Below are 17151 nucleotides of genomic sequence, written 5' to 3' on the forward strand. Positions count from 1 at the left end.
TCAGGCCTCCATCAGCAGGCAGGCTTGGGGCGGCAGGTGCACCGCCACGGGCTCGCCGACTGCACGACCACGGTTCAGGCCTTCGTTGTTTTCCCGCAGCATGACTTTGATGTCGTTGTTCAAACGGCACTGGTACAGCGTCGCGGTGCCGACATACAGCACCGCCTCGATTACCCCGCGCAGGTGATGCGGTTGATCCGCCGCGACCAGTTGCGAACGTTCGGGACGAAACGCCAGTTGCACGCTGCTGCCGCTGACGCCTTGCGGCGGGCAGGGGATTTCCACCGGCATGCCGCTGGGCACGAAGAGGTTTTCGTTGTGGTCGCCACGCTTGAGTTCGCCGGGGAGGAAATTGATGTCGCCGATGAACTGGGCGACGAAACGGTGCTGCGGGCGTTCATAGATGTCGGTCGGGGTGCCGATCTGCAGGATCTTGCCGGCGGACATCACCGCGATCCGGTCGGACAGGGTCAAGGCCTCTTCCTGATCGTGGGTGACGAAGATGAAGGTGATCCCGGCTTCCTGCTGCACGCGCTTGAGTTCGACCTGCATTTCCTTGCGCAGCTTCAGGTCCAGCGCCGACAGCGGCTCGTCGAGCAACAGCACTTTCGGCTTCGGCGCCAGGGCCCGGGCCAGCGCGACACGTTGCTGCTGGCCGCCGGATAATTCCGCCGGTTTACGCCCGGCCAGGTGCTCCATCTGCACCAGCGCGAGCATTTCATCGACCCGTCCCGGAATTGTCTTGCGATCAAGACCCTGCATCTCGAGGCCGAAGGCGATATTCTGCGCGACACTCATGTGCGGAAACAGCGCGTAACTCTGGAACACCGTGTTGACCCGACGCTTGAACGGCGGCAGGTGATTGACCGTTTCGCCCGCCAGACGGATCTCGCCGTCGCTGACGTGTTCGAAACCGGCGATGGTGCGCAACAGGGTGGTCTTGCCGCAGCCCGAGGGGCCGAGGAGGGTGAAAAACTCGTTGTCGGCGATGTTCACCGACACGTTGTCGAGGGCAGGCGCGAGGCCAGGGTCATCAGAATACCGCTTGGATACGTTACGCACTTCAATGGCTATTGGTTGACCCATAATGGTGCAATCCTCTAATTATTGTATGCAATATCTGAATGCAATTTAGAAATACCCGGATTAATCTGCTGGCGCAACCCCCCATTTCCCTGACTGAGTCGTTCGTCGGGCAGCGTTGCCAGCATTGAAGGAGTTTTGGAATGACCGAGAAGAAAACGGAAACCACGGTCGACCGCGTCTACCAAGGGGTTTACGAGGCGATCAGCAAGCGTTCGCTGCGTCCGGGGATGAAGCTGGGCGAGGCCTCGCTGGCGGAATTGTTCAATGTCAGCCGCACGTCGGTTCGCGCTGCGCTCAAGCAACTGGAGGCCGACGGACTGGTCACCACCGAGCCCAATAAAGGTGCATCGGTATCGTTGCCCAGTGATGAAGAGATCCGTTCGCTGTTCGAAACCCGGCGCCTGATCGAGATCGGCATCGTCACCGAACTGTGCCGGCGCAAGGACTCTGCGGCGATGCAGGATTTGCGCGACCACCTGCTGTTGGAAGACGAAGCTCACGAAGCCGGCGACCACGAGCGACTGATTCACCTGCTCGGCGAGTTCCACATCAAACTCGCCCGTAGCCTGAACAACCCGGTACTGCTCGACTGGTTCCAGAAGCTGATTTCCCGCGCCTCGCTGTACGCCGCCGCGCTGGATGACGACAGCCACGAAGCCTGCCGTGATGACGAGCACCTGCGCCTGATCGAGTACATCGAGGCCGGCAATCAGAGCGCCGCGATCGAGCTGACCTGCATGCACCTGGACGGCATCCAGAAGGCGATCCTCGACGTCGCTGCGAAAATGAAGACTGGCTACCACCCGCTCAAACACCTGATCGGAGTGTGAGCGTCGAGTGCAGGTGAAATCGGCTATACCTCTAATGAAACCATCGCTGCCCGACACGCTCGAAACAGACGGGCGTGGCGTTTGAACGCGCGGCGATAGAACCGAACCCACTACAAGGCGTTGAAGCAGCTGATGCAGTTTTTATCCGATAGCCATGGGTGTGACGGCTGGCAAGGCGAGATGGCCGGGCGCATTCGTGCGTTTGACTGGAGCAGGACTGATCTGGGCCCCCTCGAAACCTGGCCGGCCAGCCTGTGCAGCACGGTCCAGCTGATGCTGGCCTCGCCGCTGCCGATGGTCATGCTCTGGGGTCATGCCGGTTACATGATCTACAACGACGCCTATTCGCGATTCGCCGGTGGCCGACATCCGTACCTGCTCGGATCGCCGGTGGAACTGGGCTGGCCGGAGGTGGCCGATTTCAACCGGCATGTGGTCGACACCTGTCTGGCCGGCGGCACCCTGGAATACCGCAACAAGGTCTTGGTGTTGCTGCGCGACGGCGTGCCCGAGGACGTCTGGCTCGATTTGTATTACAGCCCGGTGGCCAACGATGCCGGCGTGCCTTCTGGCGTGATGGCGATGGTGGTGGAAACCACTGAACTGGTGTTGTCCGAGCGTCTGCGCCAGGCCGCTGAAGATGCCTATCGCGCCGACAACGAGCGGGTGCGCCTGGCACTGAATGCCGGGGCATTGCTCGGCTCGTTTGTCTGGGACGTCAGAAACAACGTGCTGTCGGCCGACGAGCGTTTTGCCCGGACATTTTCCTACCCGCCTGATCAAGACCTGAGCAACCTGCCGCAGCATATCGCCGAGGCGCACATTCATCCGGACGACCGTAATTGGGTACAGGAGTGCGTGGAGAATTCGGTGCGTACCGGCGAGCCCTACAACGCCGAGTACCGGGTGGTGCGTGCCGATGGCAGTTGTCTGTGGGTGCTCGCCAGCGGTGCTTGCGAATTCGACGAGCAGGGCCGGCCGTTCCGTTTCCCCGGTGTGCTGATCGATATTCACGAGCGCAAGACCGCCGAGGAATCGCTGCTCAAGTTCACCCGCAACCTCGAACAGCGGGTGGCGGATGAAGTCGAGGCGCGCCTCGCCGCCGAAGAGCAATTGCGTCAGTCGCAGAAGCTCGAAGCCATCGGTGGCCTCACCGGCGGCGTGGCCCATGACTTCAACAACCTGCTGCAAGTGATCGCCGGCAATCTGCACCTGCTGGCTCGCCATGAACCGGACAATGCCAACGTCCAGCGTCGTGTCAGCGCCTCGCTGGCGGCGGTGGAGCGCGGCGCCAAGCTGTCTTCGCAACTGCTCGCGTTTGCCCGGCGTCAGCCGCTGTCGCCGGCGGTGTGCAACCCCCGCCAGATCTTCGAAGGCGTGGGCGAGTTGCTGCAACGGGCGCTGGGCGAAACCATTCAGATCGACGTGCAACTGCCTGTTGAGCCTTGGCACATCAACGTTGACCGCAATCAACTGGAAAACGCCATTCTCAATCTGGCGATCAATGCCCGGGACGCCATGAAGGGCGAGGGCACGATTGTGCTCGGCGCCTCCAACCTCTCACTGGACCGGGCGTTCTGTTCGGGCAAGGGCATCGTGCCGGGGGATTTCGTTCGGGTCTCGGTCAGTGACAGCGGCGTGGGCATTGCCCCGCACATGCTCGAGCAGGTGTTCGAACCGTTCTTCACCACCAAGGCCGATGGCCAGGGCACTGGCCTGGGCTTGAGCATGGTGTTCGGCTTCGTCAAGCAGAGCGGCGGGCATGTCGAGATCGACAGTCGGATCGGCGAAGGCACACGGGTGCAGTTGTACTTTCCACGCAGCCTGCGCCCCGTGCTCGATGACTCGCCGAGCGTCAATCATCAGCAGGCGGGCGGTCACGAGACGATCCTGGTGGTCGAAGACAACGAAGCGGTGCGCACCTCGGCCGTCGAGCTGCTGCGCGAAGAAGGCTACCGCGTGCTGATCGCCGGCAACGGCGATGCGGCCATGCAGATGTTGATGGAAGGCGCGCGGGTCGACCTGATCTTCACCGACGTGGTCATGCCCGGTCTTATCAAAAGCTCCGATCTGGCGGCGTGGGCCAAGGTGCAAATGCCGCCGGTGGCCGTGCTGTTCACCTCGGGCCACACCCGCGACATCATCTCGCGCAACCACCAGCTCAGCCCCGACACCCATTTGCTCGGCAAGCCCTATGGCCCCGAAGCATTGCTGCAGATGATCCGTTCCGTGCTCAGCACCTGAGCTCCAATCCCCTGACCAAGGCTGGCCGATGACTTCCAGACGCAATTCCAGTTCTGCCGCCGGCATGGTTCGCGTGCGCGGTGCCCGTGAACACAATCTGAAGAACGTGGACGTCGACATTCCTCGCGATGCACTGGTGGTGTTCACCGGGGTGTCGGGTTCGGGCAAGTCGTCGCTGGCGTTTTCGACGCTGTATGCCGAAGCCCAGCGGCGCTATTTCGAATCGGTGGCGCCCTATGCGCGGCGGCTGATCGATCAGGTCGGCGTGCCGGACGTCGATTCCATCGAAGGCCTGCCGCCGGCCGTGGCCCTGCAGCAACAGCGCGGCACGCCGAGCACACGCTCGTCGGTGGGCAGCGTCACCACGCTCTCGAGCCTGATCCGAATGCTGTACTCGCGCGCCGGCAGCTATCCGCCGGGTCAGCCAATGCTGTATGCCGAGGATTTTTCACCGAACACGCCACAAGGCGCGTGCCCGCAATGCCATGGACTCGGCCGGGTCTACGAGGTCACCGAGGCGTTGATGGTGCCCGATCCGAATCTGACCATCCGCCAGCGCGCCGTGGCCTCCTGGCCGCTGGCCTGGCAGGGGCAGAACCTGCGCGACATCCTGGTGACCATGGGCATCGATGTCGATATCCCGTGGCGCAAGCTGCCGAAAAAACAGCGTGACTGGATCCTCTTCACCGAGGAAACACCGACCGTTCCGGTGTACGCCGGGCTGACGCCGGAAGAGACCCGCGTCGCCCTCAAGCGCAACATGGAACCGAGCTATCAAGGCACCTTCACTGGCGCCCGGCGCTATATCCTGCACACGTTCACCCATTCGCAAAGTGCGCTGATGAAGAAGCGCGTGTCGCAGTTCATGATCGGCAGCCTTTGCCCGCTGTGCGATGGCAAGCGCCTCAAGCGCGAGGCGCTGTCGGTGACGTTTGCCGGGCATGACATCGGCGAGTTGTCGCGCATGCCGCTGCTGCAAGTCGCCGAAGTCTTGAAGCCGGTGGCGGACGCGAGCTGGCTGGAACACGCCGATGAAAGCGGTGAAACCCTGACCCACAGCCAGACCCGCGAAGCCCGCCAGCAGCGCGTGGCCCATGGCGCCAGCGGCCACGCCAACGCGCCGGACGTGCGCCATACGCCGAACCTGTCGCTGGAAAAACGCCTGGCCGCGCAGCGCATTGCCGAGGACTTGCTGGAGCGGGTCAGCACCCTGACCGATCTCGGGCTCGGATATCTGGCGCTGGAGCGCAGCACGCCGACCCTGTCGTCCGGCGAATTGCAACGCCTGCGACTGGCCACTCAATTGGGCTCGCAATTGTTCGGCGTGATCTACGTGCTCGACGAACCCTCCGCCGGCCTGCACCCGGCTGACGGCGAGGCGCTGTTCGAAGCCTTGCAGCGCCTGAAGGCCGACGGCAACAGCGTGTTTGTGGTCGAGCACGATCTGGACACCATGCGCCGGGCCGACTGGCTGATCGACGTCGGCCCGGCGGCCGGTGAAAAGGGCGGGCAGATTCTCTACAGTGGCCCGCCACCGGGGCTGGCCGCGATCGAGGACTCGCAGACCCGCGCCTATCTGTTCGCCGAACAGCAAAGGTCGACCCGTACGGCGCGCAAACCGTCGGGCTGGCTGAAGCTCGACGGTGTCACTCGCAACAACCTGAATAACCTCAGCGCCGAATTTCCCCTGGGCTGTTTCACCTCGGTCACCGGTGTTTCCGGTTCGGGCAAATCCAGTCTGGTCAGCCAGGCGCTGCTGGAACTGGTCGGCGCACAACTCGGGCGCAGCGTCAGTGACGCCGAGCCGGAAGAGCTCAATCTGGAAGACGATACCCCGTCTGCCAGCACCGGCCAGGTCAGCGCCGGGCTGGAGTCGATCAAGCGTCTGGTGCAGGTCGATCAGAAACCCATCGGCCGCACGCCGCGTTCGAATCTGGCGACCTACACCGGGCTGTTCGACAACGTGCGCAAGCTGTTTGCCGCGACCGATGAGGCGAAAGCGGCGGGATACGACGCCGGGCAATTTTCCTTCAACGTCGCCAAGGGTCGCTGCCCGACCTGCGAAGGCGAGGGGTTTGTCAGTGTCGAATTGCTGTTCATGCCCAGCGTTTATGCACCGTGCCCGACCTGTCACGGCGCGCGTTACAACCCCGAAACCCTGGCCATCCTCTGGCAGGGCTTGAGCATCGCGCAGGTGCTGAAACTGACGGTGGACGAAGCGGTGACGGTGTTTGCCGAGCAACCGGCGATCCGCCGTTCGCTAGAGGTGCTGCGCGACATCGGTCTCGGTTACCTGCGCCTCGGGCAACCGGCGACCGAGTTGTCCGGCGGCGAAGCCCAGCGCATCAAACTGGCCACCGAACTGCAGCGCAACCAGCGCGGGGCGACGTTGTATGTGCTGGATGAACCAACCACCGGGTTGCACCCGCGCGATGTCGACCGCTTGCTGGAGCAACTGGATACGCTGGTGACGGCGGGGCACACGGTGATCGTGGTCGAGCATGAAATGCGCGTGGTGGCGCAGAGCGACTGGGTGATCGACATCGGCCCGGGCGCGGGGGATCAGGGCGGCCAGATCGTCGTGGCCGGGACGCCGCAGAAAGTGGCGGCGAGCAAGAAGAGCCGGACTGCGCCGTTTCTTTCTCGTGCTCTCAGCCGCTAGCCGTAGCGTGTCGAATATCGTCATCGCCAGCAGGCTGGCTCCCACAGGTTGCTGGTTTTCCATGTGGGAGCCAGCCTGCTGGCGATGGCGGTGTATCAGGTGCCGTCGAGCGTGCGACGGACTTTGTCGAGTAGTTCGCGGATCTGGAACGGCTTGACCAGCATCTCCATGCCGGCCCCGAGGAACACCTGGCGGTTGATCGCGGTTTCCGCGTAACCGGTCATGAACAGGATCGGCAGCGCTTCACGCCAGCCCCGGGCAACGTCCGCCAGTTCACGGCCGGTCATGCGTGGCAGGCCCACGTCGGTCAGCAACAGGTCGATCGACGAGTCGTTCTGCAAGCGCTCCAGCGCGGTTTCGATATCGGCCGCCTGGGTGCAGCGGTAGCCGGCGTCTTCCAGCACTTCGGTGACGAACAGGCGCACGGCCGGCATGTCTTCGACGATCAACACATGCTCGCCCGAGCCTTGCGGATCGATGGTCACCGGGGCCACATCGACAGCGGTCGGATCACTGGTGGCCGGCAGCATGATCGTCACTTCGGTGCCGCGTCGCGCCACGCTGCGGATGTGCGCATCGCCACCGGATTGACGAGCGAAACCGTAGATCGTCGACAGCCCCAACCCGGTGCCCTGGCCCAGCGGTTTGGTGGTGAAAAACGGCTCGAACACCTTATCGATGACGCTGTGCTCGATGCCGGTACCGTCATCGCGCACCGATAGCGCCACATAGGAACCATCGGCGAGGTTCGGGTCGCCGTGGGAATACGCCGCGTAAGTGCTGACCCAGATATTGCCGCCCCGTGGCAATGCGTCCCGGGCGTTGATCACCAGGTTGAGCACTGCGCTTTCGAGCTGGATCGGATCGACCAGCGCGATGGCAGGTTTGGTGGTCATTTCCAGTTTGAGGGCGATGCGTTCGCCGATGGTGCGCACCAGCAATTCTTCCAGCGAGCGGACGTGCTTGTTGATGTCCACCGGACGGGTGTCGAGCGGTTGCTGGCGGGCAAAAGCCAGCAGGCGATGGGTGAGCGAGGCCGCGCTCATCGCCGAACTCAGGGCCGCTTCGGCATAGAACTGGACCTTGTCCGGGCGCGCATCGGCGACGCGTTTCTGGATCAGTTCGAGGCTGGTGATGATCCCGGTCAGCAAGTTGTTGAAGTCATGGGCGATGCCGCCGGTGAGTTTGCCCAGCGCATCCATTTTCTGTACTTGCAGCAGTTGCGATTCGGCGCGTACCCGGTCGGCGACTTCCTTGGCCAGTTGCGTGGTGGTGTCGTCCAGTCGCGCCAGGTGCGAACGTTCGCGGTGACGGTGTTCGGTGACGTCTTCGACGAACACCAGGTTCAGTTTCGGGGTGCGGTAGGGGGAAATTTGCCACTCGGTCTCACGGATCTCGCCCTGCACGCGCATGTTCAGCGTGCCTTTCCAGCGTTCGCCATCCACCAGCCGCAGGCGCAGTTCGTCGAGGATCGCGCTCTGATCCTCGGCGAAGCATTCGCTGAGGGTCTGCGGGTCGCGGTTGTCCTGGATCAGTTGGGAGAAAGCGTGGTTGCACTCGTGGACTTTCAGGTCGGCATCCAGCACCGCGATGGGCGCGGAGATGTTGACGAAGATCTCGCGGAAACGCGCCTCGCTTTCGCGCAACGCGTTCTCCGTGTCGCGCACCCGAAGCAGGGTGCGCAATGTTGCCAGCAGCACATCGGGATCGACCGGGTGAATCAGATACGCATCGGCCCCGGCATCGAGGCCGGTGATGATGTCGCCGGTCTGGATCGACGCGGCCGACACGTGGATCACCGGGAGCAGGGCGGTGCGCGCGTCGGCGCGCAGTTCGCGGACAATATCGAAGCCGCTCATGTCCGGCAGGTTGACGTCGAGAATCAACGCGTCGAGCTTTTCACTGGCGATCAACGCCAGGCCTTCGCCACCGGTGCCGGCCTCTGACACCTCATAGCCGTGGCGTTCCAGCCGTCGGCGCAAGGCATAACGGGTCGCGACGTTGTCGTCGACAATCAACAGACGGATGTCATGTTTCATCGACGCTCTCCTGGGCGATCGCCAACGGGATGATCACGAAAAAGCACGAACCCACGCTCGGGGTACTCTGGACGCCGACCTCGCCACCGAGCAATTCGGCGAAGCGTTTGCACAGGGACAATCCGAGCCCGGTGCCGCGCAGGCGTTTTTGCAAAGGAGAGTCAACCTGTGAAAAGTCCTCGAACAACGTGCCGTGCAGTTCGGGGGCGATGCCGATGCCGGTGTCGCTGACGGCGAACCGCACCTTGTCCTCACCTTCAAGGCGCGCCGAGATCCGGACTTCGCCACGGGTGGTGAATTTCAGCGAGTTGGAAATGAAGTTGCGCAGAATCTGCGCGAGCTTCTTGTCGTCGGTATAGAGACGCGGCAGGCCTACCGGCTCCTCGAAAATCAGGTCGACGGCGGTGGCGTCGACAATCGGCCGGAACATTCCGCGCAACGCCGCGAACAGGTCGAACATGTCGAACCACGCCGCAGAAATGCTGATGCGTCCGGCCTCGATCTTCGCCAGATCGAGCAGGTCGTCGACCATGTCACTGAGTTCCCGGGCGGCGCTGCTGACGAAGGCCACCTGTTTGTGCTGCTCGGGGCTGAGCGGGCCGTCGAGTTCGTCGGCCAGCAGGCTGTTGATGCTCAGGATCGAGCCCAGCGGTGTGCGGAACTCGTGGCTCATGTACGACAGAAAGCGGCTTTTCAGATCGGACGCCTGGCGCAGTTGTTCGGCCTGAGTGTCGAGTTCGGCGTACAGCGCGAGCACGCCCTGATTGGTTTCGTCGAGCTCTTCGCGCAACGCAGCGGTTTCGCTCTGCAACTGGGCGATCAACGCAGCCTGTTCGGCATTGCTCAGTGTCGGGGACTCAGCCATGGGCGGCCTCCAGGGCAACGACCAGCACCGTTACATCGTCGCGCCCACGACAGAAATCGCGGTGCAGGACGGTGGCTATCACGGCGGGATGGCGATGCACCAGACCGGGGTAGTCTTGAAGGTTCCAACGGGACTGCAAGCCGTCGCTGTACATGATCAATAGATGTCCGTTCACGTGAGCATAGTCAAAGGGCTGGGCTTTTCGGTATTGGCCGCCGACGATCCCCGGGTGCGAGGCCAGTCCGCGCGACTTGTCGGAGGCAATCAGGCTGGCACCGATGTTACCGACACCGGTGAACGACAGACTGGCACGCCCGGCGTGAAACTGCGCGAATGCCACCGCGCCGCCCCGGCTCCCGATCATCTCGCGGTGCATGTCTTCCATCAGCAGCGTTGGCGCACCGAACGGGCTCAGGGCAAAGGCTTTCTCTCCTGCACGGGCCGCACGCTCGGCGTCCTCGCCATGGCCCAGACCGTCGACGATCAGGGCACTGATGTCACTGCCATGAATCGCAAGATGCCAGACGTCGCCACAGGCTGGATCGTTGTGCAGAGAGTGCTGGCTGACACCATACGGCAGATCCGCCTGACGGTCGCTGCGCGGGTACAGACGAGCCAGCAGCACGGCGCCGCGATGATCGGCAAATACGTCGAAGATATCCGCCTGTCGAGCCACTGCACCGAGGCCGATGCCCTGAGTGCCACCAGTGGAAAAGCCGTCCGCCAGACACGCGTCCAGATCAAACCCCTGGGCACGGTCGACCGCAATCATCTCGATGCCGTCGTCACCCTGACGGGGCAACAGGCGCAGGTGCAATTCCCCGCGCCCGGCATGCTTGAGCACATTGCTCGCCAGCTCCGTGGCCACCAGCGCCACACGGCCTGCGTCGCTTTCGCCAAAACCGTGTTGCTCGGCCAGACGCTGGGCCGTACGCCGGGCATGGCCGATCTGGCTGCTGTCCTCGATCACCAACACCTGGGTCAATGTCCCGCTGATGTTCATGTCCATCGGGTGATCGTTATGCGAGTGCCTTTGCCGGGCTCGGTGTCCAGTTCAAATTCGTCCACGAGACGCTTTGCCCCGGTCAGGCCCAGGCCCAGACCGCTGCCGGAGGTCCAGCCGTCGGTCATCGCCAGTTTGATGTCGGGAATGCCCGGGCCTTCGTCGCGGAACGTCAGGCGCAGGCCGACCTTGTGGTTGTCGTCGAGGATCTGCCAGTCCATGTCTCCGCCACCGCCATACACCATGGTGTTGCGCGCCAGTTCACTGACGGCGGTCACCAGTTTGGTCAGGTCGATCAGGCGCATGCCGCATTCGGTGGCCAGTTTGCGCGCCTGTTGCCGGGCCAGCACCACGTCCTGCTCGATGTTGATCGGTTGGGTACCGCTGCTGCGCACGGTCATTGCTGGCGTACTCGTTCCTGCAGCAGTTTCATGCCGCGCTCGACGTTCAGCGCGGTACTGACGCCTGGCAGGTACAGACCGAGCTCGACCAGGGTAATGGCGACCGCCGGCTGCATGCCGACGAGCATGGTTTCGGCATCCATGATTTTCGACAGGCCGGAAATGGTGCCGATCATCCGGCCAATGAACGAATCGACCATGTCCAGCGCCGAGATGTCGATCAGCACCCCGCGCGCGGAGGTCTTGCTGATGCGCTCGGACAGGTCGTCCTGCAAGGTGAGGGCGAGCTGGTCGTGCATGTCGACCTGGATGGTCACCAGCAGGAAGTCACCCATCTGAAGAATCGGGATACGTTCCATTGTTCAGACCGTCTTGGTGAGGGTGATGCCCAGACGGGTCAGGGCCAGCTTCAGTGCGTCGGCCAGATTGGCTTTGGTGACCACGCCTTGCAGGTCGAGGCCCAGGTGCACGATGGTCTGCGCAATCTGCGGTCGCACGCCGCTGATGATGCAGTCGGCGCCCATCAGGCGGATCGCGGTCACGGTCTTGAGCAGGTGTTGGGCGACCAGCGTGTCGACGGTCGGAACGCCGGTGATGTCGATGATGGCGATTTCCGAGCCGGTGTCGACGATGCGTTGCAGCAGCGATTCCATTACCACTTGGGTGCGTTGCGAGTCGAGGGTGCCGATCATCGGCAGCGCGAGCACGCCGTCCCACAGCTTGACCACCGGGGTCGACAGTTCGAGCAGTTCTTCCTGCTGGCGCTTGATCACCGCTTCACGGGATTTCTGGAACGTGCGAATGGTGTACAGGCCAAAAGCATCGAAGAGTTCGGAAATTTCCCAAAGCTGTTCGGCGAGCAGGGCGGGCTGATCCTGATAATGGTTTTGCAGCAGGGCGAACAGCGGGCCCTTGAGCGAGAAAATGAAGCTGGCGGTCTGCTGGGAATCCTGACCGAGCTGGGCACGGCTGTGGGAGAGTTTTTCGAGGAACTGGCGCATGCCTTCCCAGCCCGGCGCGGTGATGTTGGTGCCGCTGTCGTTTTTCAGGCCACTGACCACCAGCTGCAGGAATTCACTGGTCTGCTGCTGCAAGTCGTGTTCTTTGAGATTGCGGGTGGCGCCGCTGTCTTGCAGTCCCTTGATCCATTCGCCCAGCAGTTGAACCTGATTGTTTTTAATCGCATCGAGTGTGCTGTTCTGCAGTGCTGCCATGTGCCTGTTGCTCCATTGCGAATTGGGGGCCGGTTCTTCGGGAAATGACCGGCGCGAAGTGAATGACCTTGGCCGTTCGAAATAGTTGTTCGTTCCCCCGAGGATATTTTTGATCTGCCGCAAGTAACGCACCGGTAACTCTAGTCGGCGTGGCCGGGAATGCTGATCTTTTGCCTGCAACAAAGCCCCAACGCAAAGAGGCCGCGTCCAATGGAGGCGGCCTCTTTGCGTACCTGGCGGTTACTTGCTGGGGTGTTTGGCCTGCAGCTCTTTGGCGTGGGCCAGGTGTTTCTCCAGCGCCGGCAGCATTTTCTGCGCAAAGGCTTTGAGTTCGGTGGCGCCTTTGACTTTGTCGTCGGTCACGGTGTTGGCTTGTTTCTTGAACAGCTCGATGGTTTCTTCGTGAGCCTTCACCTGATTGTTGGCATAGGCGGCGTCGAACGACTCATCACGAACTTCGAGTATTTTTTCCTTGGCCTGTTTGACCAGGGTCGTGGTGTCCGGCACCTCGATGTCGTTGGCCTTGGCAATCGTCGCCAGTTCATCGTTGGCCTTGCCGTGGTCGGTGATCATCATGTTGGCAAACGCTTTGATGTCGGCGGATTGGCTTTTTTCCAGCGCCAGGCGACTGGTTTCGATTTCGGCGATGCCGCCGGCCGCTGCGTTGTCGACAAAATCGTTGTCGGTAGCGGCGAAAGCCGAGCCCATGCCGGTGCTCAATGCAACGGCCAGAAAGAGATGACGCAGTTTGAATCCGTCCATTGGTGTTTCTCCACGCAGGTTTTTGTGAGCGTTATTCAATGGAGGGAGTTCGCCGACCAAAGGTTTTATCGCATTTGCGAAAGGGCGACGAACGGACACCGCTGGTCTGACAGGTGGTCGACAGAAGTGGCCAACCGAGGCCATTCTGATACCTGGCCAGCGCAATCGGTCGCGTTGGCTGCCGATCAACTGACGGAGGTGTTCCATGCCGGTGACCCATGATTTGTTACAGGACTTGAAACTTACAAAGGAAGAGATCCAGCAACGACGCACCGCGGATCCACATCTGGATGCACTGATCAACAAGTATTCCCTGGCGGACGCCGAAGTCGTCAAGGCCGAGACGGCGACCTCGGATGCGCCGAGCGACGACACCCTGAAGAAACTGAAAGAAAAACGCCTGCAGGTCAAAGACAAGATCGTCGAGCAGTTGCAGGCTCGATCCTGACCGTCAGTCGCACCACCGGCCTGCGGTGGTGAATTGACTGGAACGACAGCCCCGACCGGCACCTCGAATGTTCAGAGTCTTCACATTGCGACTCTCAACGAGGTGCCTTATGAACGATCCAAAATTCCCCAGTGAAGAACAGGGTGCATTCGACCCGGTTCCCACCCATCCCGAGCCCAATAGTCCGGCGCATACCGTCCGTAATCCTGAAGAGGAACGCAAGAGCGAGGAAGTGCCGGAGGACGAAGACCCGGAAACCTTCGATAGATCCAGTAACTGACTATCCGCTATCGCCAGCAGGCTGGCTCCCACATTTGGGATGCAAATTCTTTGTGGGAGCCAGCCTGCTGGCGATAGGGCCAGTCGACTCAATACAAAGTCCAGGGCCTCACTTCAAGGCGGCGTCCAACGGCATCCGCGCCATGTGCGTCGCCTTCAGCGAGCCGAAATACAGCCAGTCGCCATACTCGCGCACCGTGGTGATCGGCGAGTAATTGCCGGCGCTGGCGTCCTGCAGATTGGCGATCACCTTGCCCTCCAGATCCAGCCCCAGCACGAACCCGCGCTTTTCCACCGGTTTGGGCAGCACGGTCATCGCCCGCACCAGCATCTTGCGCACGAAAGGGTGGGCGGCGGTGCGGTCGAGCAACGGATTGCGAGGCGTGTACAACGCCACCCAGAAACGATCCCGACCATTAAACGCCAGGTTGTCCGGCAGCCCCGGCAGGTTGTCGATAAACAGGTCGTGGGTGCCGGCCTTGGGCCCGGTCAGCCAATAGCGGCTGATACGGTAGGCGCCGGTTTCGTTGACCAGCACATAGGCGTCTTCCGGGCCGAGGGTCACGCCGTTGGCGAACTCCAGCCTGTCCAGCAATACGCTGGTTTTTCCGGTCTGGAAGTCGTAACGCAGCAGGCGCCCGTCGCCGCCATGCTCGATGATCGCTTCGCCATCGTGGCCGTAACCCCAGCGACTGGAGGCATCGCTGAAGTAGGCGTAATGCCCGGACTTGTCGATGGCCACGTCATCGGTAAACCCGAACGGCAGGCCATTGGCTTCGGTGGTCAGCGCCACCAGTTGCCCCTGTGCATCAAGGGACAGCAAACCCTTGACCCCGTCGGCGATCACCAGCAAACCGTTGGGATGCCGCGCCAGCCCCAGCGGCCGGCCGCCGGTATCGGCCAGCACCTTGCGCTCCTGGCCATCGAGACTGGTGCGCAGCAGGCGTCCGTCGTGCAGTCCGGTGATCAGAAAGTCGTTTTCCAGCAGCAGCGCTTCCGGGCCTTCGATGTCACTTGGACCGACCTGTGCCGCGCTCTTGAGCCGCTGATTGCCAGCGTACTGGCCTTCGGTCAGCGAGGGCGCCGGTTGCGGCGTCCAGGCCACGGGCTCGACCCTGGTCGGCATCAACAGCAAAAAGCCCAGAACCCCGACAACCAGCAGCAACACCAGATAACGCCATCTCACACGTGGGCTCCCGCGAGTGCGAGATGCCGGGTGGCCATGTCGCGCAGGGCCAGCATCGATGTTGCCGACTCGCGCTCGATGCGCCGCTTGAGCAGCAGATGGTTGGCGATGCGCAGGCCGATCCCTTCGAACCGGTAATCGAGGGTGCGCACGAACCGCGTGGCATCGTTGTGCGTCGAGCATTCATAGGTCAGCCGCAACGACAGACCCTGATCACCCTGGGCCTGGGCGCACCAGCGTCGGCCGGGCAGGTACTCGGTGACCTCCCAGCGCAAATGCCCCTCGCGACCGCCGGCATGGATGTCCTCGTCGAATCGTGCGCCGGCATGCAACGCACCGCTCGGGCCGTCGATCTTCAGCGAAGACGGGTGCCACTCCGGCCAGCGACTGACGGTGGCGGCGTAGGCGAGGACGGCAATCGGATCACCGGCGATATCGACTGTGTGCTGCATGCGGGTCATGGGCGTTCTCGAATCGGTCAAAGGGGCGGTTTCCGGCTCCCGGTAGAGGGTGCCGAACAGGTAGTCCATCAACGGAAAAACGATATTGAAATTGCGTTCCTGCATGTGCTCGCGACGGTGATGCAGCTCGTGCAGACGGCGCATCTGGCGGATCCACGGCAGGCGGGTCAGCGGGTTCTGCGGCGGCAGATGCTCGCAGGCGTGAAACACTTCATAGGTCAGGTAACCGAACACCATGCAGCCACCGAACAGCCCGGCGACGTTGCTGTTGACCTGCGCGAACAGCCACCACAGGGGCAGGGTGATCGCCAGCGTGTGCAGCACGATCAGCCAGGCCGGGAACAGGATCACCCGCCAGTCGCGGGCGCCGTCGTAGGTCATGTGGCCGGGGGTGAAGAAACTGTGATGATCACCGGCATGCCGGGCGTAGAACATCCGCGCGAAGCTTTTTTTATGATGGCCCAGGTGGCGGTGCACCATGTACACGCCGAAATTGAAGAACAGCAAGGTCAGCGGCACGGTCAGCCATTCCAGCGGCCGCACCTGGTGCACGCTGCTCCAGAACGCGCCGATGGCCAGCACGCCGAACAGCAGCACGAACGCGCCGTGCAGCCATGGGTTGTAGCGGGGATGAATCGCCGCCCGGTAGCGGCTGCGAAATGCCTCGGTGGTCTGCCTCACTGCGCTCACCTGCGGATATTGTCGTTATCCCGGCAGCGTAGCCGATCCGGCCGTTTGTGCAGCGCCAACCTTCAGGTCACAAGTGCCATGCTCCGGTGCATAGCGGCCGTCAGCTCAACGGGTTCCAGCGCTGCGACCAGTCGTCATCGGCTCTGATCACCTCACGCAGCAGGTCGAACGCCTGTTGCAAGATCGCCGAGTCGCGGTCACGGGAGTAGACGAGGTAGGTCGGGTAGCCGAATTCCGGGGCTTTGGTCACCGGCTCCAGCGCGCCGCTTTCCAGATAAGTACGCACGACCCGGGTCCGGAAATAGCCGCTGCCGCCGTTCTCCAGAATGTATTGCAGGGCCAGCGGGCCGAGGTTGAAGCTCAGGGCAGCCTTGGCTTTTTCCGGCAGGGCGGCGTCGTGCTGGCGGCGGAAATCCGGGCCCCAGTCGATGTACACGTAAGGGGCAGGGCGGCCGGGCGTTGTCACCAGAATCAGTTTCTCTTCCAGCACTTGCTCGACCTGCAGCCCCGGCCAGTATTCCGGCTGATAGACCAGCGCCGCATCGAGCACCCCCAGTTCTAGCTGACGCAGCAGGTTTTCACCATCGCGGATCTCCATGCGCAAGGCGTGGCCGGGGATTTTCTCGCGCAATTCGGCGGCCCAACTGAGCATCAACGGGTTGCACAGGCTGACCTCGCCACCGATGTGCAGCACGTTGTGATAGCCCTCGGGCAAGGGCAGGTCGCGGCGTGCGGCTTCCCAGGTCTGCACCAGCTGATTGGCGTAGACCACGAAGGCCTCGCCGTTGGCGGTCAGCCGCGCACCGGCACGGTTGCGCACGAACAGCGTGCTGCCCAACTGGCTTTCGAGTTTCTGGACCCGGGCGGTGATTGCCGTTTGCGTGACAAACAGCTTTTCCGCCGCCGCGGCGAGGCTGCCGTGGCGGACGATTTCCAGAAAGGTGCGGGCGAGGTCAATGTCCATGGGCGGGCCGGTGGTTG

The 17151-nt window shown here is 62.4% G+C and carries 16 protein-coding genes; 5 read left to right on the plus strand and 11 right to left on the minus strand.

The features are described 5' to 3' along the window. Entirely contained in the window at positions 1-1086 is a 1086-nt protein-coding gene (locus L6D74_RS03925; protein ID WP_085668233.1) for an ABC transporter ATP-binding protein, read from the minus strand. Positions 1087-1226: 140 nt separating this feature from the next. Between L6D74_RS03925 and L6D74_RS03930 the strand changes: the two genes are divergently transcribed. From L6D74_RS03930 to L6D74_RS03940, 3 genes are all read left to right on the plus strand, one after another. Next, the gene (locus tag L6D74_RS03930) at positions 1227-1916 is read left to right on the plus strand and encodes a GntR family transcriptional regulator (protein WP_039768861.1); all 690 of its coding nucleotides are present in this window, start codon (positions 1227-1229) and stop codon (positions 1914-1916) included. Between the two features lie 132 nt (positions 1917-2048). Next, positions 2049-4160: a hybrid sensor histidine kinase/response regulator gene (locus L6D74_RS03935; RefSeq protein WP_236187726.1), complete on the plus strand. Its 2112-nt coding sequence runs from the start codon at positions 2049-2051 to the stop codon at positions 4158-4160. A 28-nt stretch (positions 4161-4188) separates the two neighbouring features. Further along, the gene (locus L6D74_RS03940) at positions 4189-6822 is read left to right on the plus strand and encodes an excinuclease ABC subunit UvrA (protein ID WP_236187727.1); all 2634 of its coding nucleotides are present in this window, start codon (positions 4189-4191) and stop codon (positions 6820-6822) included. Positions 6823-6917: 95 nt separating this feature from the next. On the opposite strand, the gene L6D74_RS03945 is transcribed toward L6D74_RS03940, so the two are convergent. From L6D74_RS03945 to L6D74_RS03975, 7 genes are all read right to left on the minus strand, one after another. Then, complete coding sequence (locus tag L6D74_RS03945) at positions 6918-8861, minus strand: response regulator (protein WP_236187728.1); 1944 nt, start codon at positions 8859-8861, stop codon at positions 6918-6920. Then, positions 8851-9726 (minus strand): sensor histidine kinase, encoded by an 876-nt coding sequence (locus L6D74_RS03950; RefSeq protein ID WP_085646818.1) that lies wholly within the window; start codon positions 9724-9726, stop codon positions 8851-8853. Before L6D74_RS03950 ends, L6D74_RS03945 begins: the two co-directional genes overlap by 11 nt. Next, positions 9719-10729: an ATP-binding protein gene (locus tag L6D74_RS03955; protein ID WP_236188406.1), complete on the minus strand. Its 1011-nt coding sequence runs from the start codon at positions 10727-10729 to the stop codon at positions 9719-9721. Before L6D74_RS03955 ends, L6D74_RS03950 begins: the two co-directional genes overlap by 8 nt. Then, positions 10726-11130, minus strand: coding sequence for an anti-sigma regulatory factor (locus L6D74_RS03960; protein ID WP_039768856.1), 405 nt, complete (start codon positions 11128-11130; stop codon positions 10726-10728). Before L6D74_RS03960 ends, L6D74_RS03955 begins: the two co-directional genes overlap by 4 nt. Next, a complete protein-coding gene (locus L6D74_RS03965; protein WP_011334518.1) occupies positions 11127-11489 on the minus strand; it encodes an STAS domain-containing protein in 363 nt (120 codons plus the stop codon). The genes L6D74_RS03960 and L6D74_RS03965 overlap by 4 nt, the downstream gene beginning before the upstream one ends. A 3-nt stretch (positions 11490-11492) precedes the next feature. Beyond that, positions 11493-12344 (minus strand): STAS domain-containing protein, encoded by an 852-nt coding sequence (locus L6D74_RS03970; protein ID WP_064597079.1) that lies wholly within the window; start codon positions 12342-12344, stop codon positions 11493-11495. 240 nt (positions 12345-12584) lie between these two features. Further along, on the minus strand, positions 12585-13106 hold the full coding sequence (locus L6D74_RS03975; protein WP_039768854.1) for a DUF4142 domain-containing protein: 522 nt from the start codon (positions 13104-13106) through the stop codon (positions 12585-12587). 205 nt (positions 13107-13311) lie between these two features. Between L6D74_RS03975 and L6D74_RS03980 the strand changes: the two genes are divergently transcribed. Together L6D74_RS03980 and L6D74_RS03985 are read left to right on the plus strand one after the other, a co-directional pair. Next, positions 13312-13554 carry an HP1242/YdcH family protein gene (locus L6D74_RS03980; protein WP_236187729.1) on the plus strand — a complete coding sequence of 81 codons (243 nt, stop codon included), beginning with the start codon at positions 13312-13314 and terminating at the stop codon, positions 13552-13554. A 109-nt stretch (positions 13555-13663) separates the two neighbouring features. Next, positions 13664-13834 carry a hypothetical protein gene (locus tag L6D74_RS03985; protein ID WP_236187730.1) on the plus strand — a complete coding sequence of 57 codons (171 nt, stop codon included), beginning with the start codon at positions 13664-13666 and terminating at the stop codon, positions 13832-13834. A 108-nt stretch (positions 13835-13942) separates the two neighbouring features. Here the strand turns inward: L6D74_RS03985 and L6D74_RS03990 are convergent, their stop codons facing one another. The 3 genes from L6D74_RS03990 to L6D74_RS04000 all read right to left on the minus strand — a co-directional run bounded on the left by L6D74_RS03990 (position 13943) and on the right by L6D74_RS04000 (position 17134). After that, a complete protein-coding gene (locus tag L6D74_RS03990; protein WP_373874455.1) occupies positions 13943-14959 on the minus strand; it encodes an SMP-30/gluconolactonase/LRE family protein in 1017 nt (338 codons plus the stop codon). A gap of 56 nt (positions 14960-15015) precedes the next feature. Next, a complete protein-coding gene (locus L6D74_RS03995; RefSeq protein WP_236187732.1) occupies positions 15016-16161 on the minus strand; it encodes an SRPBCC family protein in 1146 nt (381 codons plus the stop codon). Between the two features lie 109 nt (positions 16162-16270). Next, positions 16271-17134, minus strand: coding sequence for a LysR family transcriptional regulator (locus L6D74_RS04000; RefSeq protein WP_039768849.1), 864 nt, complete (start codon positions 17132-17134; stop codon positions 16271-16273). Positions 17135-17151: the final 17 nt, after the last annotated feature.

This window comes from Pseudomonas pharyngis, assembly GCF_021602345.1.
GTDB classification, from domain to species: Bacteria; Pseudomonadota; Gammaproteobacteria; order Pseudomonadales; family Pseudomonadaceae; genus Aquipseudomonas; species Aquipseudomonas pharyngis.